Below are 21,782 nucleotides of genomic sequence, written 5' to 3' on the forward strand. Positions count from 1 at the left end.
GAAAGGCAATAGTGAATCTACTGTATAGGGTTGAGGGGGATGCTGTGTGTCCCCATTGCCCTAACTTGTTCATTGAACTGACCGAGAGCCGCTTGCCTTATCTCTCCGGCCACGGTACTCCAGCAGGAATGACATTGATCCTTCGGGAATGATTAAGTTGGACGAATATAAGCAGGCATTATTGAGAAAAGGCTTTGAAACTGACGTGGAAAGCGTGGCGATTTAATAAAATTAAACCAGGGGACGTTAAGTTAAATAAAGAGATTTAAAAAAATTTACGATGCTTTCAACGCTGACGTTCCCTTTAGCCACCTCCACAGTCAAATCCACCATAGCCTCATTCCCTGGAATCTCAATACCATTACGTCGCAAAAAAAGCAGTGTGGTAAAAAGGGCTGTGCGCTTGTTGCCATCATTGAATATATGCCCGCGTGAGATTGCTAATAAATGTATTGCCGCCAACTTAAAAACAGCGTCTACATCTTCGTAGATATGTTGATTAAGGACTCGATGAATCAATGCCTGGGCACGCCCCGGGTCGGGCATGCCTTTTACGCCGGGAGTAACATTCATTATCCGATCATGAAAAGCGATGACCTCTTCCGCTGAAATGAAACGTATCGTCATTTATCTGCCAGCGCTCTAATCTGGTCGCCGTGAACGTTCATGATGGCCGAAAATTCTTCGTCCATTTTGGCCGTCTGCCAGGCCTGAAACTCGCTGGCGCTGATGATTACCGCAGAAGGATGGCCCCGACGGGTGATAGTTACTGGTTCGCCATCAGTTGCTTGTTGCAGCACAGCTGCAAGATTCTGGCGAGCATCACTGAAATTAATCTCTTTCATATGCACCTCTTTTGTACCTGTTTCTTGTACATGATACATGTACGTATTGTGCAAATAAATAGCAGTCCTCAATTATCTGACTGCGTTCTCCACCCACCAGGTTATCCTCTCTGTAACCCTTTTCCCCTGCAAAACGTTAAGGAGTCATGATGACCGTGGTAAAAATGGTGGCGGTAGATAAAGACGGCACCTTCCTCGACGACAATAAACAGTACAACCGGGCGCGTTTCCAGGCCTGCTATCAGCAAATGAAGCAGCGCGACATCAAGTTCGTCGTCGCCAGCGGCAACCAGTATTACCAGCTGAAATCCTTCTTCCCCGACATCGCCAGCGAGATCGCCTTTGTGGCAGAGAACGGCGCGTGGATCATCGACCGTGACGAAGAGCTGTTCTGCGGCTCGTTCTCGCGTGCCGATATTGATGCGGTGCTCGACACCCTGCACAACGGCAACTATCCCGACCTGCGCTACATCCTGTGCGGGCGTGAAAGTGCCTACTATTTTGAGGGCATCCCCGAGAGCTGGCTGGTGAAAATGCGCCACTACTGCCACCGCCTGAAGGCGATCCGCAGCCTCGACGACGTGGGTGACGATAAGCTGTTCAAGTTCGCGCTCAACCTGTCGGATGATTACGTCGAGCCGCTAATGGCGGATATCGCCCGCCTGCACAAGGATGCCGCTGCCGCCACCTCCAGCGGCCACGGCTCGGTGGATTTAATCGTGCCCGGCAACCATAAAGGCCACGGGCTGGATCTGCTCGGCAAGCGCTGGGGCATCGATCGCAGCGAGATCCTGGTGTTTGGCGATGGCGGTAACGATATTGAGATGCTGCAACAGTCGGGCTTCAGCTTCGCGATGGCCAATGCGCCGCAAAAGGTCAAGGATGTCGCGCGCTATCAGGCGCCAAATAATAACGAAGAGGGCGTGCTACAGGTGATTGAGCAGATGCTGGCAGGTAAACCGCCGTTTGATAAAGCAGGCGGGCAATAACAGAGCCGTCAGGCCCATCGCACCCATAACTGGCAGAGAGCAAAAGCTCTCTGTTTACTGACCCCGCGTTATTATTCCGCTACGATTGACTTCGTGGCGCAATTATTTCGCCCGCAGCCGGATAAGCGTTTCAGCCCAGGCTGATGCCGATTACCGCATTGACAAAACCTGCGATAAGCAGAACAAAGCCGGGAATGAGGTAATTCTTCTCTTTCTTTTTATAGAACAGCGCTATCAGCGCCAGGCCTGTCGCTATAAAGGGAAATGCGATGAGGGTGAATGTTGACATACGGCATCCTTATCTGAAATTTATTCCGTTAAGTGTCTGGTCAATGATAAACCAGAAACTCAATTCAGGCTCTGAATGAATAGCGCACGGGGATAATTGAGATCCCGAGCAGGAAAAACCGCGTGCTATTATGCAATATTCTGTCGCCTAAAGGCCATATCGTTTAATTAAAGGACTATTCATGAAAGGGTTATCGCTGCTTGCACTGAGCTGCATTTTTACTTTTCCTGCTTTTGCCCAGCCTGCTGCCGGGATTGAAAAAATGGAGTGGCAGCCAGCCAGCGCTTTGCGCGTCGGCAACAGCATTAATTCCCTGTACCGCATCTGGACCACCACCGGGCAAACCACCGATCTGTGGCTGAAGGTTGATTGTCAGAGCGGCGTCAAAACGCAGCTGTTTGCCGAAGTCAGCTCTCCGGCGGGCAAAGCGGTGCGCGTTTACGGCAGCGATGCGATTTCCCGCTACGCTCCGGGCGTGGTGATCGAGCCGGATGCCGACAGTCTGTTAGCGACCCAGCCAGACCTGAATGTCTGCCGGCAGCAGGTCGCCGTGCCGCAGTGGCGTGCGCTGGCGCCTGCTGATGAGCAGGGCAATCAGATGTATCTCGACGTCAGCCGCAGCGAGCGCAGCGCGGACGTTCTGCACCTGCGGCTGGCGAAAGATTTTGCCCTCGAGTATCGCGACAGTACCTATGCCGCCCCTTACGCGGTGAAAGTCACGGACTGGACGCTGCACTGCGATACACAGCAGGCCACTGCCCGCGCGGAATACTCCCTCGACAGTGCGGGTAACCTGACCGATTACCGCCTTGCCGCGAACAGCAGCACAGAGCTCGCCGCGCCGCTGAAGCAGCAGCTCTGCGCGATAAAAACATTGCGTGACTATCAAGGCAGCGGCCAGACTCTGCTCTGGCAGCAGAAGGCCCCGGCAGACCATCAGTTAACCCTGCCGGATTTTTCCCGCAACGATGCGGCGATACTGCAGCCCTATCCGTTACCTGACGAGGTTAAGGAGCATATGGCTATCGCGCTTAATTCTCCGCAGCAGCAGCCGGGCTTTCGTCACCTGAGCTTCAGCCAGCAGCAGGATAAAGAGATCGGCGGGGCGTACAGCGTCACTATCGACAAAATGCCGGATGGCACCACCTTAACGCTGGAGAAGCTGACGCTGGGGCAGGTGACGTTTAATACCCAGTCGGTGCGCCTGTTTAATCTGGTGAGTCTGAAAAAATGGGACTCTCTCACGAAACAACCGTCTACCGCCCGCACGCTGGAGAATGAGTTCCGCCTGCCGCCGAGAGCGGGGATGAAATATGCCTGGAGTAGCCAGCAAAGCGACGGAAAATCGCTCGGCCAGCAGTGCCGCACCGCCGCCGACTGGAAGCAGGCCAGCACCATTAATCCGGCCTTCCCCGGCCGTTATCTGGAGTTTAACTGCATTGACGATCGCGGTGACGGTAAGAGCGCGAGCAGTGATTATGCCTACCTGGAGCGGCTGCGCATCTTTATCCGCATCGGCTATCAGGAGCAGAGGCAGAAGAGACGCTTTACGTTTGAGGATGTGGTGGTGAAGTATTGAGCAGGAGAACCCCAGGCTGGAAGGGTAAAGTTTGTTGCGAGTAAGCCGATAAGTATTGATATCGGCAAGCCGCTATAACCTTATTGTAAGCTTGCACCCGGCAAACGTTATGTCATTACAGGAGTATACATGTCGCCACTGCTAACCGGGCGCCTTGCGCGTCTGAAAGAAAAATTGCCTCTTAGCGGTCATCAGACACAGGAAGACAAGTTAATTCCAGCCGATGCTGAATTTTCCAGTGAGTTGCAGGAGGCTGAGCAGCTCACTGTCGCTAAAAAAAATTTAGTACCGGAAAAGTACCGTGCGATTGTAGAAAACGTCGTGTTCAATGGGCTGCTTGGGATTGCAGAAGATAAACTTAATGACGATGAGTTTATTAATAACCTGTTCAATAAAGTTTATGAAATATTACCAACACCAGTGAGACTTATTCTCAGTCGCGAGCGCTGCTTACAATATCTGATGAGTAATAAAGGCCCCTTGCTCACAAAACTTCAGGATTATCGTAAAACCCAGCAACCTGAAAATACTGCCATTGAGCCGATAACATTAGCCGGGCAGGAACATATTCCTCTATCATTAACACCGCCTGAAGCGCGATAGTTAAGGCCAAAACGCTGGGTGTATAAAAGGCCAGGATCTTCATACTTCTATGAAGTAAAATGAAAGATAAAACGTTTCAGGTCATAAAATCAGGGCCGCTGCCGGATACCGTGCAGGGCCCTTTTCGTTTCGGATTATCGCGTCGCGAAGATCCTCACTCAATGCGTTGTTTCATCTCGCGCTTGTGCTTGGAGTAATCCTCACCACAGTCGGCGGAGCAGAACGCAGAGTTGGCGACAATTGGCTCATCGCGGCACCACAGGCACAGGCCATCCGGGCTTTTCAGCGACGTTTCACGGGCTGACAGCGCCGCCGTGATAATAGCCTGTTCGCGTTCCTGAGCTAAATCTGCATCATCCATAATTATTCCTTTTCGGTCTCAAAGTAGCCCATCTTTATAGCATATATCTCGCCAAAGCTTAATTGCGGGCACAAATCTTGACATTTTTGTGCATTGTTCAGCCGATCAAGAGAGCTTTCAGCAACAAACTGGAAACTGCTGGTCAGCATTCTACGCTTACAGGTGATGGTCAGTAGAATAGAGGAGAAATAAGCAGATGAAGCGCGATGTACTGAGTGAAGAGTATTACGACGAAGTGTGCCGGGTGATAGGGGATGCGGCGATCGTCCTGGTGGAGGCTGGCAGGGATACGCGGCGCGAAACGTTAGCGGAGCTGCTGAAAAGGACCCGCCATGACCGTATGGATGCGGATCGGGAAGAGCAGAAAGTGCTGGAGCACGCAATCCGGCTGGTGAAGCCCGAGGAGAAAAAGGGATAAGTCCGTGATGCGAGAAACAGTGGAGCGGCCAACGGGAATCGAACCCGTGTCATCAGCTTGGGAAGCTGAGGTAATACCATTATACGATGGCCGCCTGATGCAGGATGTTAACACAGAGGCCGCTGATAAAGTTGATATATTTCATAAATCTTGCCCTGAGTGCCGACCTCTGCTGAATGACCGGGGCGCGGAGATCCTGGGCATTTTTATGCGCCCGCCATGAACTGTGCCAGAATAGCCAAAAATTCTGACGGTACGCTTAAACATGCTTAAAACAATTCTGCTGTGTCTGATGCTGGTGGGCTGTACCGCTTCGGTGGGGAACAACTTTGACGACGGCAAGCTGGCGCAGATCAAAACTGACCAAACCACCCGGCAGCAGCTGATCGCACTGTTTGGTCAGCCCTCGACGGAAACACCTTTCCCGGAGGGGCAAAGCATTCTGATGTGGACCTGGAGCCAGGCGAAAGCGATGAGCACCACCGAAGGCAGAACCCTGACTGTCCGGCTGATGAACGGCAAAGTGAAAAGCTATACGGTGAGTAAAACCTGACAGATGTTTTCTCTCGACGATCTGTTTCAGCGACTCTCACAATCTCCGTTCCGCCAGCGTTTTCATCTGGGCAGCGCGGAATATCGCTATTTCCTCGAGAAGGGTGAAGAGACCCTCGGTCAGCATGCGCTGGAGTTTATCCGCGCCCGCCTGGCTCCGGCAGAACCGGTGAATGACGGTAAACAGACCCCAATGCGCGGCCATCCGGTGTTTATTGCTCAGCATGCCACCGCCACCTGCTGTCGCGGATGTCTCAGCAAATGGCACAATATTGCGGCGCATCAGCCCATGAGCGTGCAGCAGCAGGAGTGGGTCAAGGCGGTAATCATAAGATGGCTGAAAAGCGAAATGCTGCGCCCGCAACCGCCGCAAAAGCGCGTCAAAAAGCCCGGTGCCGATAATAGCGGTCAGCTGGAACTGTTATAAAAAGCCGACGAGTTTGTCGGCGACTTTGGCTGATGCACTCTAACCTGAGTCAATCAGCGTGTTCACGCCTCATCCCCTGAGGACTAGAACCACAAATAGGTTGCCAGGCAGTAAGCAATGGTCACTGATAGCAGAATCAGCTCTGCAGGCTTAATCAGGTACATGATATTTCCGGTCTGTTCAGGATGAGTGCTACTACCATCGGTCACTTTTGCGGAAACTTTAGTTTTTTACCTGACCCGCGCCAGGGGGCTGGCGGCCTCAGCCGACGCCTGCTTACGGCGCTTTTTCTCTTCATACATGGCGCTATCCGCATCGCGCACGGCGCTTTCCGGGGTGCTGAGCAGCGGATTCACCGCGATCACCCCCACGCTGGCGCCGGGATAATCCAGCGCGCAGGCAGGCATCGCGTAGTGCCCGGCCAGCAGCTGGCTCAGGCGCTGCCTGAAAGTGGCCGCCGCGTTCGGCGCAGCCGCGTCGGGCAGCAGGGCTGCCACCATAAATTCGTCCCCGCCCAGGCGGCCGATCACCTCGCCCTGACGGGTGCCGCCCAGCAGGCGCTGGCCGACCAGCTTCAGAAACTCATCTCCGGTTTCATGGCCGTACTGGTCATTAATCTGCTTGAAGCCGTCGAGATCAATAAAGGCCATCAGCAGCTGCTGTGCATCGCTGCGCGCGCGGCTGAACAGCGCGGGCAGGCGGTCAAAAACGGCGCGACGGTTGGGCAGGCGGGTCAGTTCGTCGGTGTAGCTCACCGCCGTCAGCGCCGCATTGGCCTGCTGCAACTCTTGCAGCAGCTGCTCTTTGCGGATGTACTGGGCAATCAGCTCGGCAAACAGCGAGAGGATCTGCGTGGCGTGCTCGCTCATCTCACGGCTCTGGGCGCTGGTGGCACACAGCGTGCCGTACAGCTCGCCGCTGCCGGTCATCACCGGGGTGCTGACGTAGGTCATAATGCCCAGCTCTTTGGCCGCCGCCGAGTCACCCCAGACCTGCGGGACATTGCAGGTGTAGGGGCGGCCCTCGTCCAGAGCACGCTTGCACAGCGTGTCCTGCCACGGCACCGACAGCCCTTCCGGGATCTGCATCTGCTGGCTGTTGCGCGCATAGAGAATATGCTGGCGGATGCCCTCCGGGTCGAGATGCGTCAGATAGGTGGACTCCATCCCGGTCACCAGCTCCAGCATCTCCAGCAGCTGGCGCACAAAGCCCTCAAGCGTTTTTTCTGAAGCCAGCGCCGTTGAGATGCGCTCAATTACGTTGTCCTGCATAGGTCTGATTTCCTGGTGGTGGTGTACAGCGAATGCGGGCCATCGCAGCGCCCGATTTAAATAACTGCTAAAAATATTGGAGTTTTTGTTTTAAGTATCACCCGGTGATAACGACACTCTAGTCGCGGGTGTCTCAGTTTATCATCGGACAAGGACGAAAAAAATTGAGGAAACAGGGCAAATTGGCGAGGGATGATGAGGGCTGACAGTGAATCGTTGTGACAGGTTTCGCCTGCTCAGTTCAGTATGGCTGGCGCGGGTACTCCTTCAGCAACCGGGGGGGGAGCGGGCTTCACAGGCCAGACCGCGACAGAGACTGAGCCGCGGCCAGGTTTGCTGTCAATCCTGCTACCACGTCAGCTCTTTACCCGCGTAGTCAATATAGTGATGGCCGCCTTTGCCGCGCCAGGCGATCAGGCGATCGGCAATGCCCCCGGCGCTTTGTGCCACCGTCAGTGGCGCGCTGGCTCCGCCCATATCGGTCTGCACCCAGCCGGGATGCACGCACAGCAGGGTCTGCTGCGCTTTATCAGCCTGCGGCAGCAGCCCGCGCACCAGCATATTCAACGCACCTTTACTGGCGGAGTAGAGCGGGTAAGTGGCGTCCGGGTTTTCGTTCAGGCTGGCGAGCTGTGAGGTCATCAGCGCCATAATTCCGCCGGGCTTCACCCGCGGCAGCAGCAGCTCGGCGCAGCGCACCGGGGAGAAGGTATTGGTCATAAACAGCGCCATCAGCTGGTCGTCGCTGGTGCGCGCCAGCTGCTGGTGATCCGGCCCGTAAATGCCGGCATTGATGAAGACGACGTCAAACTGGCTGTCGGCCAGCTGGGTGGCCAGCGCCTCACGCTGCGGCGCCAGATTGATATCCAGCGTCAGCCAGCGGATAGAGGCTGGTGCCTGCGGCGCGTCGCCGCGCGCGGTGGCGGTGACCTGCCAGCCACGCCCGGCCAGCGTGTTCGCCAGCCCAAGGCCAATACCGCGTGAAGCACCAATAATCAGAGCCTGAGGGGTTGTCATTGCCTTACCTGCCTTGTTGTGAATGATCAGGGGCGGTGTCCCGCCCCCTGTCGTTAACGGCGCCCGGCCCACCACAGTCGTAACTTGATGCCCCAACTGCTGGTCCAGCCGGTAGTGGTACTGACGATAGCGCCTTTGTCGATCACCACCAGCGTTGGCGTCACGCCAATCTGCCAGCTGCCCGACAGGCTACCCTGCGGGTCATTGATGGTGGCCAGCGGATAGCGCTTTGCCTGCAAATAGCGCTGCACTTTTTCATCTTCGCCGGAACGCAGCGCCACCGAGATCACATTCTGGCCGCTGCTGGCTAATTCCGCCACCTGCGGGGTGACGAAACGGCATACGCCGCACCAGCTGGCCCAGAAATAGACCAGCAGCGGCCGCTCTGCGCTCAGCGCGGCCAGCGTGACGTCGCGGCCATCAAGGGTCTGCAACGGCTGGTCGGCGAAGGCGAGGGGAGCGTGGGGCGCACGCCACAGGTCCATCGCCCACAGCACACCTGCCAGCAGGACGACAAACAGCAGTAGCTCGCGCCCCCAGCGTTTCAGCCGCGTCATTTAACTGCGGCCAGCTGCTGCTTGACCATCGCTTCCAGCTGCTCATAGCTCACCGCGCCCGGCAGCAGCGTGGTGCCAATCAGCGTCGCAGGGGTGCCTTCAATACCGAGATGCTGCGCCAGCTTCAGATTGTTGTTGATGGTATCGAGGCTCTGCTTGTTCGGCTCTTTCAGCGTAACGCCGCTCTTCTGCTCGGCGCTGAGAATGCTGGCGTCATCGTGGTAGCCCTTCTTCGCCATCATACGCTGGTGCAGCGCCAGCCACTGCTCCGGGTGCTGCTGCCAGGTGGTCAGCACGGCGCGCGCCGAGGTCAGCGAGCTTTCCGAGCGGTAAGGCAGCGGCTTAATCACCACCGCCACGTCCGGGTACTGCTTAACGAGTTTCTCCAGCAGCGGATCGAACTGCTTACAGTACGGGCAGTTGTAGTCGGTGAATGACACCAGGGTCAACTTCGCCGTTTTCGCCCCGATGCGCGGTGAACCGGCATCGTTGAACAGCGCATCTTTGTTCTGCTCAATCACCTGGCCTACCACGTCAGCCTGCTGTTTTTGCGCCTGCTTGTCATATGCATCCGCCGCTTCCGCGAGGATCTGCGGGTTCTGCACCAGCGTCTCTTTGATCAGTTCTTTAATGCGCACTTCCTGCTCCGGGGTAAACGGGGCCGCGGCCCAGAGTGGCGTGGCGACAAACAGCAGTGCGAGAGTCAGTTTTTTCATTGTTCAGTTCCTTTGGCTTCGGCCAGGGTTTTTAACAGGGTGGCACGGTCAAGCAGGGGGGAGAGGACTTCACCCTGCGGCAGGCCTGGCCCGTAGATTTGATTGAAGGGGATAGCCACGCTGCCGCGCTGCTTTAAGAAGTCGGTGATGGTGGCAGAAGGCTGGCTCCAGTCGCCGCGCAGGGCAACAACATCATCAGCCTGTAACGCTTGCTGCACGTCGTCGCGCAGCATCACGTTGATTTTGTTTGCTTTGCAGGTCACGCACCAGTCGGCGGTCACGTCGATGAATACGCGTTTTTTATCGTGCAGCGCCTGCTGAACAGCCTGCTCGCTCAGCGGCTGCCAGTGGATCTCATCCGGCAATTTCAGGCTGTTGTTGACCAGCCCGACGCGGCTGGCCAGCAGGCTGAGCAGCCACAGGCAGGAAGCCAGCATAAGCAGGCCCAGCGCGATGCGTACGGCGTTCATCCAGCGGCCGGGTCGCGGTAGCTTCAACGCCAGCGCGGGCCAGGCAGCGATCAGCAGCCACGGCAGGCTCATGCCAATGCCGAGTGCAATAAACATTACCCACAGCAGCGGCAGGGAGGCCGCCAGCGCAAAGGCCACGGCGGTGCCGAGGAAGGGCGCGGAGCACGGCGTGGCCAGCAGGGTGGCAAAGGCCCCCTGACAGAAGTGGCCGCCCAGCCCGTGTCCGCCGCTGGTTGCCAGCCGCGTGTTCAGCGCGGAAGGCAGCCGCAGGTGGAACAGGCCAAACAGGTTGGCGCTGAACAGCAGCGTCACCAGCGCCATCACGCCAATAAACCACGGGTTCTGGAACTGAATGCCCCAGCCCAGCGCATGATTACCAAGGCGCAGCACCGTCATCAGCAGCGCCAGCGCCATAAACGAGGTGATAATCCCGGCGCTGGAGGCGATAAACTGCAGGCGCACGCTGCGGCGATTGCGCTGCTCCACGCTGATAATGCTGCCGAGCTTCATGCCCAGCACTGGCAGTACGCACGGCATCAGATTAAGGATAAAACCGCCCGCCAGCGCCATCAGCAGCATCTGCCACAGCGGCAGCGATGAGTCGCTGCTGAGCGGCTGTGCGCTGCCGAGGGTGACGCTGCTCTGCTGTACCAGACCGCTATCGGCAATCACCAGCGAGAGGATTTTTCCGCGCAGATCGGGCGCGCTGTCGCCCCATTCATCGCTGACCGGCACGCGCGCCTCCAGGCGCGAGCCGTCAATTTTCACCACCGGCTTGCCGATGCTGGCGCCGCTTAGGGTATCGAAGAACAGCTCAGGCTGCTGCCAGCCGGCGGCGCGTTCGGCAATAATCTGCAGTTCCCCCGGCTGATAGCCGGCGCTTAGCGTATCGCTCAGGCCGCTGGCAATCGGCACTTTTCCCATCGCGTTGGCGAAATCGAAGTTAAAGCTCTGTGCGTTGGGCTCGCTCAGGTCGAGGCTGAACGGGTAATCGGTCAGAATGCAGACGTTGCTACAGGTTGACAGCGTCAGCGTACCGGCCAGCGTGCGTGGGGCCTTGCCGTCAATGACGATCGGCAGGCTGACGTGTTGGTGATAGCCCTGAGTGCTGATACCGGCTACCTCAAAGCGCTGCGGCGTTGGCCAGAACCAGCGGGCTTTTAGCGCCGGATCCTGCCAGCGGATCTGCGGCGCAATGCCACCTTCACCCGGCGAGCGCCAGTAGGTTTTCCAGCCGTTTTGCAGCTGCACATCCAGCAGCAGGCGCGTGCCTTCTTTGCCGCTGGAGTCAGCGCGCAGGCGCACTTCAGCATGGGTGTTTTGCGGGTTTTGCAGGGTGATATCGGCCGCCTGAACGACAGGCAGCCAGCACAGCAGCAGGAGCACAGCGCTCCTGAATAGGGTAAACATAGTTTTTCTCCGTGAATGATGTTTCAGAACCGGGGTGAGCGGTCGATCATTCGCGGAAGTTGCAGTGTAGGAGGTGTATTCGCAGCAGCGGGGCACGGAACTCATGTGCCGGAGGGTAAAACAGGGGGCGCGGGCGCAGCAGGGCCAGCACTATCAGCAGCAGGCCGAGCAGCGGTAAGGCACTGTCGAACAGGAGTGGGGTGGCGCACAGCGCTTTCGCACTCAGTTCACACGGGGTTACCGGGCTCTCTTTTGCGCTGCGGGAGCTGTCGGCACCCTGGGCGCTGACCGTCTGCGGCAAAATTTGCAGGGCGTGCAGGTTCGCCACGCGCTGAGCCATACAAACCAGTATGACCAGGCATGTCAGGAAGAGAAATCCTGTCGCGATGCGCTGACGTTTTTGCATAATCTGCCCAGGTAGAAAGAGCGACTATCTTAGCGGCAGTACACCGTTTGGCAATAGTCACTCTTGTAAACTTTTGTCACCCGTCGGTTATGCGGCGCTGACCGCGCCCCACACCATGCGCCCCTGATGGAAGGTGGCGGTGCGAGGAGAGATGCGCGCCACCGCTTCCGCGGAGCAGGAGGCGTCAACCAGCACGAAGCTGGCTTCATCCTGCACCTGCGGCCAGGCGCGCTGGCCTTTGTCATCCAGCGGCAGGCGGTTTCCGGTAGCAATCGCCAGCGAGCGCGACAGCGCAAACTCGCCGGGGCGAGTGTACAGCTGGGCATACAGATTGGCTTTTTCCAGCATGTCGCCAAGGCCAAACGGGGACCAGTGATCAATCACGCTGTCGGTCCCGGTCATGACAAATACGCCGCTCTCCTGCAGCTGCTTCAGCGGCATATGCAGTGTACCAATCGGCACGGTGGAGGCGATGGTGACCTGCTGCGCGGCCATGCGCGCTGCGGTTTCCGCTATCTGCTGCGGGGTCAGCGTGGCGAGGGCGAACGCGTGGCTGATGGTCAGTTTCCCCTTCAGCTGCGGGGTTTTCTCGACGGTGGTCAGCATGTAGTCGATAGCGGCCACGCCCGCCGGGCTGGTTTCGTGCAGGTGGATATCCACACCTTTGTCGTAGTCGAGCGCGATCTGGAACATCGTATCCAGCGAGCGCTGCATATCGCCGTCGACGTTGGTCGGGTCCAGCCCGCCGACGTAGTGCGCCCCGGCCTGCATCGCTTCGCGCATCAGAGGTTCACTTTTTGACAGCAGCAGGCCGTGCTGCGGAAACGCGACGATCTCGCAGCTAAAGCCCAACTTGCGGCGTTCCAGCACCGCCTGCAGATTCTCCAGATTCTTCAGCCCGGAGACCGGCTCGATGTTGCAGTGGCTGCGTGCCACGGTAGAGCCTTTCGACTGCAGCAGGTCAATCAGCTTGCCCGCGCGCTCCTGAGTATAGGGTTGCAGCTCCGGCAGCAGGCGATGCTCAAGGGCGATCATATCTTTAATGGTGGTGCCTTCCGGGCGCGACTGAACGCGCCACGGGCCGCCGTAAAAGGTCTTATCGAGGTGAATGTGCATGTCGCGCATGGCGGGCAGCAGCAGTTTCCCCCCGGCGTTAAAGCGCGGCAGGCTGGCATCGGCAAACGAGTGATTAGCCGCGATGGCAACGATCTTGCCGTTATTGATCTCAAAGCTATGCAGCGCCGTTTCGGTGGCAACCACCACCTCATCCTGATAGCGGAAGCCGGTCTCCAGCAGCACGTTATCCAGATAATAGTGGTTGCTGTTAATGGTGGTCATCCTGCTCTCCGGTTGGGCGCAGCGGGCGGAATTGCCCGTCGCAAAGGCGGGGGCGCTGCCCGCGCCGATCATCGCGCAGGCGGCAAGCATTTTTCCGCCGTGGCTGAGAAATTCGCGGCGGTTAGGGTCGGTATTATTCATCGTCTGCTCCTGCATCCATTAACAGAGTCGCAATCGCCGTGAAGCCGAGCGAGCGCGCCAGCTGCAGCGGCGTTTTACCGTATTTATCGGTCATATGCGGGCTGGCACCGTGCGCCAGCAGCAGCCGCACGATCTCCTGCTGGCGCGCGCCGCCGTCGTTAAGCACGATGGCTTCCAGCAGCGGTGTCCAGCCTAAAAAGTTGGTGTGGTTGACGTTGATCGCGGTTGAGGTCAGCAGCTCACGCACGATCTCCACATGGCCTTTTTCACAGGCGGGCGTCAGGCCGACCCCGCCAAAGCGCGTCAGGCGCGTCAGGTCAGGCGTGGCGGGTAACAGCAGGCGCAGCAGAGTCAGATCGCCGCCGAGGCAGCTAAGCAGAAACGGATTCAGGCAGGTATTGTCCTGCTGATTGATGTCGGCGCCGGCCTCGATCAGCCACTCAACGCAGGCATAGTGCTGATGTTGTGCTGCGAGGGTGATGGCGCTGGTGCCCTGACGATTAACGCTGTTCAGGTCAACGCCCGCCGCCAGGCACTGTTGTAACGTTGCCAGCTCTCCCGCCTGCGCGGCGCTGAGGAAGCGGGTAGTCCGATCGCTAACTGATGACATAAGATTCCCTTTAAACCGAAGGTGAGCAATTCATCGACAATAACAGCGACTGATAATCAGGAGAATACGCTTGAAATTAATTCACCGTTTACGCTGAGATTGTTGAATACTGTTCAATATTATTGGCTGGCGGGCGCGGGCGACAATGAACTCGATCTTTAATGAAGAAAATCTCCAGGTACTGATCAGCGTGGTGCGCTGCGGCAGCTTCAGCAGAGCCGCGCAGGAGCTTGGCATCACCACTTCGGCCGTCAGCTATGCGATAAAACGCATCGAAACCGGGCTGGGCGTGGCGCTATTTACCCGCAGCGCCCGCAGCGTGGAGCTGACCGAGGCCGGGCACTATTTCTGGCGCAAGTGTGGCGAATTGCTCAACGACATCCAGCGCATTAAACGTGGGGTGGACACCATTGCTCAGGGTATTGAGCCGCGCGTGCGCATCTGCATCAACCAGCTGCTGTACACGCCGCATCACACCGCGCGCTTACTCCAGCTGTTGGATAACCAGTTTCCAGGCTGCCAGGTGGTGATCACCACGGCGGTTTATAACGGCGTGTGGGATGCGTTGGTCAATCAGCAGGTTAACGTGGCGATAGGTGCCCCGGATACGCTGCCGGATGGCGGCGGCATTGATTATCTGGCGATTGGCAGCGTGCGCTGGCAGTTCGCTATCGCTCCCGATCATCCGCTGGCTCGCCTGGCGCAGCCGCTGGGCGAAAGTCAGCTGCGCCAGTGGACCACCATCATGGTGGAGGACACCGCTGAAACGCTGAATAAAAAAGTGGGCTGGTTACTGCACGGTCAGCAATCGCTGGTTGTACCGGACTTTGCCACCAAGTACCACTGCCAGATGCTGGGGCAGGGGATTGGTTTTCTGCCGGATTATCTGGTGCGCGAGGCGGGTCAGCGGCTGGTGACGCTGGCAGTACAGAACCCGCGCCAGGACTCTCCGATGCTGCTGGCGACGCAGCATGCGGCCAGCGGGCAGGTGACACAGTGGATCAGAGAGCAGTTTGCCGCAGGCGGCGTGCTAAGTGAACTGTACCAGGATTTACTACACCTGGATAAAAATACAGACATTATGTAACGAACGTGTTAAGGTGGCGTTTCTTACAATAAGAATCGTAAATCAAAAAAGGCAGTTACCTATTCAAAATATCAAATATCAGTGCCCGTCATGTCACGGTTGTCAGTATCGTTTTTCCCCGTTCAGTATCAGCGCCAAAAATCCGCACGGTGCAAACTGCATTTTCTGCAAAGCGCAGATGCAGGTGAGCTACAAAATCTACGCTAGCTAATCGTTCCCGCTGACCGTTAACGCCCTCGCTTTCCCGTCCTGTTCTGCGATGTCCTGAGATAACCCCAAGGCTGTTTTCACTGACCCAATCAGTGTTACCCTTAACGGCTATTTATCGAATTCCACGTTTCAGGACCCGAACATGACCACCTCAATGGCAAAACTCCTCTCACTCTGCAGCGACAGTCTGGCGCCCGCGCCGGAAGAAATGCAGTTCGACACTTCCGCTCATCCCGCGCTGGTGGATGAGTTGCGCCAGCTGCTGAGCAGCAAAAACGGCTGCTATGGGTTTGTCTCTGCGCTGCATATCTTTCCGTGGCAGAGCAGTGGTGAAGAGATGGGCATCCAGCAGTGGAACCAGCCGGAGCTGTGGATTGATGCCTATGAAGATATGGCGCGTGATGCGCTGTTCTTTGCGGAAGACATTTTCGGCGTACAGTTCTGCCTGCGCGGGGATGCGGTGTGCAGCTTTGAGCCGGAAACCGGTGAATTCAGCTGGCTGGCCGCCAGTCTTGAGCACTGGTGCGCGCTGATCCTTGAAGAGTATTCGGTGCTGACCGGCTACCCGCTGGCGCAGGACTGGCAGGAACAGCATGGCGCATTACCCTCAGGCTGCCGCCTGATGCCAAAGCTGCCTTTTGTTGCCGGGGGCGAATTTGTCCCTGAGAATCTTCAGGCGGTACGCAGTATCCAGGCGATGCGCCACCGTGCGCAGTTTGCGCTGCAAATTCGCCATATGCCCGACGGCCAGCAGGTAGATATCGGCGCGGACCAGCCCGCCGGATAGTCAGCTGCCCGGCATTGCGGCGCCGGAAGCAATAAACCACACCAGAAATGCCATCGCGGCAATAAAGATCAGGGTGGGGGCAATCGCTCTTTTATTCACGGCTTTACACCTTTCGGTTGTTTAACGGTTGGGGAGCGCCCGCTCCCCGGCGGCGGCGAGTGTAGCATAATCCCCCTTGTCCCGACATGCCGTTAAACCCTGTTACACCTGGACAATTTATGAAAAAATGATTGCGCAATCATTTAGCCGACAGGAAGCCGATGAAAAACCGTAACGATGCGTTCGCACCCGCCGTCAGTAAAACCCCCACGCTGGAAGATGTCGCGCGCGTGGCGGGGCTGTCACCGATGACCGTCAGCCGGGCAATTAATAAGCCGCAGGTGGTGCGCCCGGCGACGGTGGCAAGGGTGATGGAGGCGATCCAGGCGACCGGCTATATTCCCAATATGCTGGCGGGTGGGCTGGCTTCAAAGCGCAGCCGTCTGATCGCCGTGGTGGTGCCGCAGATCAACAACAGCATGTTTGTTGATACCGTTCAGGCCATCAGCGATCGGCTGGCGCAGCGCGGCTACCATATGCTGCTGTGCGTAACGGGCTATTCGTATGACCGGGAAGCGGAGATCGTCGCGACCATCCTCTCACGCCGTCCTGATGGCATGGTGCTGACCGGCATTCATCACAGCCCTGAGCTGCGCAAGACCATCCTCAACGCCGGGCTACCGGTGGTGGAAATCTGGGATATGACGCCGACGCCGCTCGATATGCTGGTCGGTTTTTCGCACGAAAAAATCGGCACCTGCATTGGTCAATACTGCCTGCAGCGCGGCTACCTGAATCTCGGGCTGGTGTGGGCAGGCGACCGCCGCGCTCAGCAGCGGCGCAAAGGGCTGGTTGATGCAATGCAGGGCCAGGCTGGCAGCCGAATTCGCGGCGTTAATGCCCCGGTACCGACCTCGCTCGCGGCCGGGCGGCAGGGGCTGAAACAGCTGCTGGCGCAGGGAGAGCGCTTCGACGCGATTATCTGCAGCTCGGATACCCTGGCGCAGGGTGTCATTATGGAGGCCTGCGCACGCGGGCTGCCCGTGCCGCAGCAGCTGGCGGTGATCGGCTTTGGCGACCTCAGCTTTGCTGCCTCTAACCAGCCCGCCATTACCACGGTGGCGATCGACCGGGTGAAAATGGGTGAGGATGCGGCAACGCGGCTGGCCGATAAAATTGAAGGCCGCAGCCCGCAGGATGCGGTGGTTGACCTTGGATTTCAGCTGGTTGAGCGCGACTCCGGCTGAGGGGATGCAGCCTTAGCAACTTCTCCGCAGCCACAATGTTTTCCCTGTTGTTGTGCTTATCGCCTGGAAAAATCTCTGGCATGCCATGGCGCAGGCTAATGGCATAGTGACATCAGGGGGAATGAAGAATTCTTTGACTTTATTACTGTGAGTTATTATCTCGGTAGTTAATCAAATGCGCGCATTTCTTGCCCGTTTTTACGGCAGGCGTGCATAAATTTCCGCTAAGTCCCACGCTTTAATCCCCGTAATTAATGGTGACATTGTTATGAAATGTTAGAGCCATTATTAATGTTAACTTTAAAATAAAATGTCTTTTATTTTTACATTTAGAAATATCTGTATGGTTAACATTGCCCCAATGTAAACAGATAAAAACAGTTATTTAACCTTAATTACACCTGCTTTACGGGGGTGTACTTTTCATGCAAGTGAGAGTCGTAACGCTATGCTTCTTCAAAAAGAAACCACCCGCCGTAAGTTTTTAATCGGGTCGCTGTTGGCATTACCGTTAGGGGAGATGGTGTTTAAAGGGCTGACCGCAGCCCAGGCGGCAGAAATGGCCGCGCCAGAACTGACGGAGTACCAGCCGATCTTCTTCAGCAGCGACGAGTGGCAGTTTATTCTCGCCGCCTGCGACAGCCTGATCCCCGCCGGCGGCAAGGGCAAAGCACCCGGCGCGCTGGAAACCAACGTCCCGATCTTTATCGATCAGCAGATCCACGGCGATTCTGGCGATGAAATCTATATGAAAGGGCCGTTTGATGCGCACGCCCCGGCCACCATGGGGTATCAGATCCCGTTTCGTCCTCAGCAGATCTACAAAACCGGCATCAAACTGGCCAATCAGTGGTGCCAGCAGAACCACCAGAAACCCTTCCATCAGCTGTCTGCGCAGGATAAAGACAGCGTCCTGACCCAACTGCAAAAAAACGATATTAAGTTTGCCGACCTTGGTGAGCCGGACCTGAAGGCGTCGCAGTTCTTCAGCGGGCTGCTGGCCGATACCAAGCACGGTTATCTCTCCGACCCGATGTACGGGGGTAATAAAGGGATGAAGGCGTGGATCGCCATCGGCTTCCCCGGCGCGCGCGCCAGCTACCTAGAATGGGTGAAGCAGCACAACGTCCCGTATCCACTCGGCCCGATCAGCATCAAGGGCGAGCGCGCCTGAGTCCGCTGTTACTTTTTTCGTTTTTTATCAATGACAGCCAAAAGATTTCGCGTTGCGGCAAGGCGGCAACTTAACGAACCCCCTGAAGCTTACAGAAGTCAGTGAACAGGGTGAATAAAGGCAGCCCACACGGCTGCAACGCGATAGATGAAGGGTTGATAGGGTTAATTATGTCTCAAATCAATAAAGAAGAAGTCGACGTCGTTGTCGTCGGCCTGGGATGGGCTGGCTCGCTGATGAGCATTGAGCTGGCGATGGCTGGCCTGAAGGTGCGGGCGCTGGAGCGCGGTGCCGATCGCGGCTATGAAGAGTTCGCTTACCCGAAACCGGCGGATGAGTACGCCTACGCGGTGCGTAACAAAGTGATGGCGACCACCGCCGAAGCGGCCGTCACCGTACGTTACAACATGAGCCAGACCGCGCTGCCGACGCGCAAATGGGGCGCATTCTGTCCGGGTAACGGCGTCGGGGGTTCTGGCCTGCACTGGACGGCGGTGCTGATCCGCCCAACGCCAACCGACCTGAAGCTGAAAACCTATGCTGACCAGGCTTACGGCCCGGGCGTGCTGCAGGACGATATGCGTATTATGGACTTCCCGTTCAGTTGGGAAGAGATCGAACCCTATTACGAAAAATTTGAGATGATCTGCGGCCAGTCCGGCACTACCGGCAACCTGCGCGGCCAGATACTGGAAGGCGGCGACCCGTTTGAAGGCCCGCGTGCTAACCCCATGCCGCTACCGGCGCTGGAAGACACGCTGAACAACACCCTGTTTGTGAAAGCGGCAAAGAAGCTCGGCTACCATCCGTTCCCGAACCCGTCGGCCTGCGTATCTCGCGCCTGGACCAACCCGTACGGTAACCAGATCGCCCCCTGTAACTACTGTGGCTACTGCAGTAAGTATCCGTGCCTTAACTATTCAAAAGCCTCACCGCAGACCGCCGTGATGGACGCGCTGAAGCGCATGGATAACTTCTCCTATGAAGTGCATGCCAACGTGATGAAAGTGGTGCTGCACGACGATAAGAAGACCGCCAAAGGCGTGATCTATATTGATAAAGACGGCAACGAATGCTTCCAGCCGGCGAAAATCGTGGTGCTGAGCAGCTTCCAGTTCTGCAACGTGCGCCTGATGCTGCTGTCCGGCATCGGCAAGCCGTATAACCCGATCACTGAAGACGGTGTGGTCGGGCGCAACTACGCTTTCCTCAGTAACGGCGGCGCGACGCTGTTCTTTAAAGATCAGAACTTCAACCCGTTTGCCACCGCCGGTGCGACCGGGCAGATGTTTAACGATATCTCTCCGGGTAACTTCGACGGTCCTGGCCTCGGTTTTATCGGCGGCGCAAAGATCCACAGCTCGCAGGCTACCGGTACGCCCATCAGCACCGCACTGCCGAAAGGCACTCCGAGCTGGGGCGCCGGCTGGAAAGAGGGGATGGAAGAGTGGTACGGCCATTCGATGAAGATCAGCATCACCACCACCTGCATGTCGTATCGCGATATCTATCTCGATCTCGATCCGAACTACACCGATGATTACGGCTACCCGCTGCTGCGCATGACCTTCGACTGGAAGCAGAACGAACTGAAACTGCAGCAGCACCTGAAGGGTATCGTCAGCAACATCACTAAAGAGCTGAACCCGGACAGCTTCAGCGAAAGCTTCCTGCCAATGGACGCACACTTCGACCTGACCAAATACGTCTCGACGCACAACGTCGGCGGCGCGGTGATGGGCGACAACCCGCAGACCTCCGCGCTGAACAAGTATCTGCAGAGCTGGGATGTGCATAACGTCTTTGTGCCGGGCGGTAACGCCTTCCCGCAGAACTTCCAGGCGAACCCGACTGACACCATCGGTGCTATCACCCTGATGGCGGCCCAGGCGATTAAAGATATTTACCTGAAAAACCCCGGCCCGATGGTTCAGGCATAAGGAGATGACGATGATGAACTTCAAACGTTTACTGCTTGCCAATGCCGTGCTGCTGGCGGCGACTTTTGCGGCTTCGGCTCAGGCCGATGACAGCCTGGTAAAGCAGGGGGAGTACATTTCCCGCCTTGGCGACTGCGGCGCGTGCCACACTCTTCCGGGCAAACCGGCATTCTCCGGCGGGCTGGCGATCGAGTCTAATCTTGGCACCATTTACTCGACCAATATCACGCCGGATAAACAGCACGGCATTGGCAATTACAGCGAGCAGCAGTTCTCGGACGCGGTGCGCAAAGGCGTGCTGCCTGACGGCACGCGCCTCTACCCGGCGATGCCGTATCCGGATTACGCCAAAATCAGCGATGCCGATATGCACGCGCTCTACGCTTACTTTATGCAGGACGTGAAGCCGAGCGCCGAGCAGCCGCCGGAAACCGATCTCAGCTTCCCGTTCAGCCAGCGCTGGGGCATGCGTTTTTGGAACTGGGCCTTTACCAGCGATAAACCGTTCCAGCCCATTGGCGGGGCAACGGCGGAAGTCAATCGCGGGGCCTACCTGGTGGAGAGCCTCGGCCACTGCGGCAGCTGCCATACGCCACGCGGCATAGGTATGAACGAGAAAGCCCTCGACAGCAGCGACAGCAAGTTCCTCTCCGGCGGGTCACTGAACGGCTGGGAAGTCCCCTCGCTGCGCGGCCTGCCGAACTGGACCGGGCAGGAAACCGTGGATTACCTGGCGACCGGGCGTAACGATAAAGCGGCGGTGGGGGGGGAAATGACCTCGGTTATCGAGCACAGTACCTCGTGGATGACGGAAGCGGACCTCAAGGCAATCACTGCCTACCTGAAGTTTATCGGCGGCAACCCGCCTGCTCCGGCGGCAGCAACCCACAGCGTGAGCCCGACCGAAGCTAAACTGACGGCGGCGAAAAACCTGACCACCGGCGAGCGCCTGTACCTCGATAACTGTGGTGCCTGCCACTTCGTTACCGGTAAGGGCGCGCCGCGCATCTTCCCGCAGCTGGACCAGGCGACGATTGTTAATGCCGGCGATCCGACCGGGCTTATCCATACCATTCTGGCCGGTGCGCAGCAGCCCTCCACCGCTAAAGCACCGTCGACGCTGGCGATGCCGGGCTTTGCCAACCGCCTGAGCGACGATGAGGTGGCGCAGCTGGCGACCTTTATCCGCCAGGGCTGGAGTAATAAAGCCGCTGCGGTGAGCGCCGACCAGGTGCAAGAGGTCAGGGCAAACCTGAAAAAATAGTCCCCTGTCAAACCCGCCGCCCGGCGGGTTTTTTT

The 21,782-nt window shown here is 57.4% G+C and carries 26 protein-coding genes and 1 tRNA gene; 13 read left to right on the forward strand and 14 right to left on the reverse strand.

All coding sequences use genetic code 11. The features are described from left to right. Positions 1–246: 246 nt before the first annotated feature. Positions 247–627: a type II toxin-antitoxin system death-on-curing family toxin gene (locus tag J2Y91_RS13975; RefSeq protein ID WP_133624239.1), complete on the reverse strand. Its 381-nt coding sequence runs from the start codon at positions 625–627 to the stop codon at positions 247–249. Next, positions 624–845 carry a type II toxin-antitoxin system Phd/YefM family antitoxin gene (locus tag J2Y91_RS13980; RefSeq protein WP_133624238.1) on the reverse strand — a complete coding sequence of 74 codons (222 nt, stop codon included), beginning with the start codon at positions 843–845 and terminating at the stop codon, positions 624–626. Before J2Y91_RS13980 ends, J2Y91_RS13975 begins: the two co-directional genes overlap by 4 nt. A gap of 149 nt (positions 846–994) precedes the next feature. Between J2Y91_RS13980 and J2Y91_RS13985 the strand changes: the two genes are divergently transcribed. Continuing rightward, on the forward strand, positions 995–1,834 hold the full coding sequence (locus J2Y91_RS13985; protein WP_048916852.1) for a Cof-type HAD-IIB family hydrolase: 840 nt from the start codon (positions 995–997) through the stop codon (positions 1,832–1,834). 130 nt (positions 1,835–1,964) lie between these two features. On the opposite strand, the gene J2Y91_RS13990 is transcribed toward J2Y91_RS13985, so the two are convergent. Next, positions 1,965–2,123, reverse strand: coding sequence for a hypothetical protein (locus J2Y91_RS13990; RefSeq protein WP_166643190.1), 159 nt, complete (start codon positions 2,121–2,123; stop codon positions 1,965–1,967). Positions 2,124–2,304: 181 nt separating this feature from the next. Between J2Y91_RS13990 and J2Y91_RS13995 the strand changes: the two genes are divergently transcribed. Together J2Y91_RS13995 and J2Y91_RS14000 are read left to right on the forward strand one after the other, a co-directional pair. Next, positions 2,305–3,702 carry a hypothetical protein gene (locus J2Y91_RS13995; protein ID WP_133624237.1) on the forward strand — a complete coding sequence of 466 codons (1,398 nt, stop codon included), beginning with the start codon at positions 2,305–2,307 and terminating at the stop codon, positions 3,700–3,702. Between the two features lie 129 nt (positions 3,703–3,831). Beyond that, a complete protein-coding gene (locus J2Y91_RS14000; RefSeq protein WP_053110442.1) occupies positions 3,832–4,305 on the forward strand; it encodes a hypothetical protein in 474 nt (157 codons plus the stop codon). Between the two features lie 154 nt (positions 4,306–4,459). Here the strand turns inward: J2Y91_RS14000 and J2Y91_RS14005 are convergent, their stop codons facing one another. Beyond that, positions 4,460–4,666 carry a hypothetical protein gene (locus tag J2Y91_RS14005; protein ID WP_048918075.1) on the reverse strand — a complete coding sequence of 69 codons (207 nt, stop codon included), beginning with the start codon at positions 4,664–4,666 and terminating at the stop codon, positions 4,460–4,462. A 196-nt stretch (positions 4,667–4,862) separates the two neighbouring features. Between J2Y91_RS14005 and J2Y91_RS14010 the strand changes: the two genes are divergently transcribed. Beyond that, positions 4,863–5,084, forward strand: coding sequence for a DUF2767 family protein (locus J2Y91_RS14010; protein ID WP_133624236.1), 222 nt, complete (start codon positions 4,863–4,865; stop codon positions 5,082–5,084). A gap of 20 nt (positions 5,085–5,104) precedes the next feature. Here J2Y91_RS14010 and J2Y91_RS14015 read toward each other — a convergent pair. Further along, positions 5,105–5,178, reverse strand: a tRNA-Gly gene (locus tag J2Y91_RS14015). Between the two features lie 171 nt (positions 5,179–5,349). Here J2Y91_RS14015 and J2Y91_RS14020 point away from each other — a divergent pair. After that, positions 5,350–5,637 carry a hypothetical protein gene (locus tag J2Y91_RS14020; protein ID WP_133624235.1) on the forward strand — a complete coding sequence of 96 codons (288 nt, stop codon included), beginning with the start codon at positions 5,350–5,352 and terminating at the stop codon, positions 5,635–5,637. A gap of 3 nt (positions 5,638–5,640) precedes the next feature. Next, positions 5,641–6,063 carry a DUF4186 domain-containing protein gene (locus J2Y91_RS14025; protein ID WP_133624234.1) on the forward strand — a complete coding sequence of 141 codons (423 nt, stop codon included), beginning with the start codon at positions 5,641–5,643 and terminating at the stop codon, positions 6,061–6,063. A gap of 230 nt (positions 6,064–6,293) precedes the next feature. Here the strand turns inward: J2Y91_RS14025 and J2Y91_RS14030 are convergent, their stop codons facing one another. The 8 genes from J2Y91_RS14030 to J2Y91_RS14065 all read right to left on the reverse strand — a co-directional run bounded on the left by J2Y91_RS14030 (position 6,294) and on the right by J2Y91_RS14065 (position 13,999). After that, a complete protein-coding gene (locus tag J2Y91_RS14030) occupies positions 6,294–7,334 on the reverse strand; it encodes a sensor domain-containing diguanylate cyclase (RefSeq protein WP_133624233.1) in 1,041 nt (346 codons plus the stop codon). A 348-nt stretch (positions 7,335–7,682) separates the two neighbouring features. Next, a complete protein-coding gene (locus tag J2Y91_RS14035) occupies positions 7,683–8,351 on the reverse strand; it encodes an SDR family oxidoreductase (RefSeq protein WP_133624232.1) in 669 nt (222 codons plus the stop codon). Positions 8,352–8,404: 53 nt separating this feature from the next. After that, positions 8,405–8,908: a protein disulfide oxidoreductase gene (locus J2Y91_RS14040; RefSeq protein WP_048918068.1), complete on the reverse strand. Its 504-nt coding sequence runs from the start codon at positions 8,906–8,908 to the stop codon at positions 8,405–8,407. Beyond that, complete coding sequence (locus J2Y91_RS14045; protein ID WP_133624231.1) at positions 8,905–9,624, reverse strand: DsbA family protein; 720 nt, start codon at positions 9,622–9,624, stop codon at positions 8,905–8,907. Before J2Y91_RS14045 ends, J2Y91_RS14040 begins: the two co-directional genes overlap by 4 nt. After that, the gene (locus J2Y91_RS14050; RefSeq protein ID WP_133624230.1) at positions 9,621–11,504 is read right to left on the reverse strand and encodes a protein-disulfide reductase DsbD family protein; all 1,884 of its coding nucleotides are present in this window, start codon (positions 11,502–11,504) and stop codon (positions 9,621–9,623) included. The genes J2Y91_RS14045 and J2Y91_RS14050 overlap by 4 nt, the downstream gene beginning before the upstream one ends. Before the next feature lie 46 nt (positions 11,505–11,550). Next, complete coding sequence (locus J2Y91_RS14055) at positions 11,551–11,910, reverse strand: hypothetical protein (RefSeq protein WP_048918065.1); 360 nt, start codon at positions 11,908–11,910, stop codon at positions 11,551–11,553. 87 nt (positions 11,911–11,997) lie between these two features. Then, complete coding sequence (locus J2Y91_RS14060) at positions 11,998–13,389, reverse strand: amidohydrolase family protein (RefSeq protein ID WP_133624229.1); 1,392 nt, start codon at positions 13,387–13,389, stop codon at positions 11,998–12,000. Continuing rightward, entirely contained in the window at positions 13,382–13,999 is a 618-nt protein-coding gene (locus tag J2Y91_RS14065; protein WP_133624228.1) for an ankyrin repeat domain-containing protein, read from the reverse strand. The genes J2Y91_RS14060 and J2Y91_RS14065 overlap by 8 nt, the downstream gene beginning before the upstream one ends. A 145-nt stretch (positions 14,000–14,144) precedes the next feature. Between J2Y91_RS14065 and J2Y91_RS14070 the strand changes: the two genes are divergently transcribed. The 3 genes from J2Y91_RS14070 to J2Y91_RS14075 all read left to right on the forward strand — a co-directional run bounded on the left by J2Y91_RS14070 (position 14,145) and on the right by J2Y91_RS14075 (position 16,083). After that, the gene (locus J2Y91_RS14070; protein WP_133624227.1) at positions 14,145–15,086 is read left to right on the forward strand and encodes a LysR substrate-binding domain-containing protein; all 942 of its coding nucleotides are present in this window, start codon (positions 14,145–14,147) and stop codon (positions 15,084–15,086) included. 13 nt (positions 15,087–15,099) lie between these two features. Next, positions 15,100–15,297 (forward strand): cold shock small protein YmcF, encoded by a 198-nt coding sequence (gene ymcF / locus J2Y91_RS23110; protein WP_432759787.1) that lies wholly within the window; start codon positions 15,100–15,102, stop codon positions 15,295–15,297. A gap of 141 nt (positions 15,298–15,438) precedes the next feature. After that, positions 15,439–16,083, forward strand: a complete 645-nt coding sequence (locus J2Y91_RS14075) for an SMI1/KNR4 family protein (protein WP_133624226.1) — start codon at positions 15,439–15,441, stop codon at positions 16,081–16,083. On the opposite strand, the gene J2Y91_RS14080 is transcribed toward J2Y91_RS14075, so the two are convergent. Beyond that, on the reverse strand, positions 16,084–16,182 hold the full coding sequence (locus tag J2Y91_RS14080; RefSeq protein WP_137268681.1) for a YoaK family small membrane protein: 99 nt from the start codon (positions 16,180–16,182) through the stop codon (positions 16,084–16,086). A gap of 161 nt (positions 16,183–16,343) precedes the next feature. On the opposite strand from J2Y91_RS14080, the gene J2Y91_RS14085 reads away from it, so the two are divergent. The 4 genes from J2Y91_RS14085 (at position 16,344) to J2Y91_RS14100 (ending at position 21,747) form a co-directional block, all read left to right on the forward strand. Beyond that, entirely contained in the window at positions 16,344–17,369 is a 1,026-nt protein-coding gene (locus J2Y91_RS14085) for a LacI family DNA-binding transcriptional regulator (RefSeq protein WP_133624225.1), read from the forward strand. 448 nt (positions 17,370–17,817) lie between these two features. Continuing rightward, positions 17,818–18,543: a gluconate 2-dehydrogenase subunit 3 family protein gene (locus J2Y91_RS14090; RefSeq protein ID WP_048916831.1), complete on the forward strand. Its 726-nt coding sequence runs from the start codon at positions 17,818–17,820 to the stop codon at positions 18,541–18,543. A 170-nt stretch (positions 18,544–18,713) separates the two neighbouring features. Next, complete coding sequence (locus tag J2Y91_RS14095; protein WP_048916830.1) at positions 18,714–20,483, forward strand: GMC family oxidoreductase; 1,770 nt, start codon at positions 18,714–18,716, stop codon at positions 20,481–20,483. Positions 20,484–20,487: 4 nt separating this feature from the next. Next, positions 20,488–21,747 carry a c-type cytochrome gene (locus tag J2Y91_RS14100; RefSeq protein WP_413449731.1) on the forward strand — a complete coding sequence of 420 codons (1,260 nt, stop codon included), beginning with the start codon at positions 20,488–20,490 and terminating at the stop codon, positions 21,745–21,747. The last annotated feature ends 35 nt before the right edge of the window (positions 21,748–21,782 follow it).

This window comes from Erwinia aphidicola (assembly GCF_024169515.1).
Classification (GTDB): Bacteria; Pseudomonadota; Gammaproteobacteria; order Enterobacterales; family Enterobacteriaceae; genus Erwinia; species Erwinia aphidicola.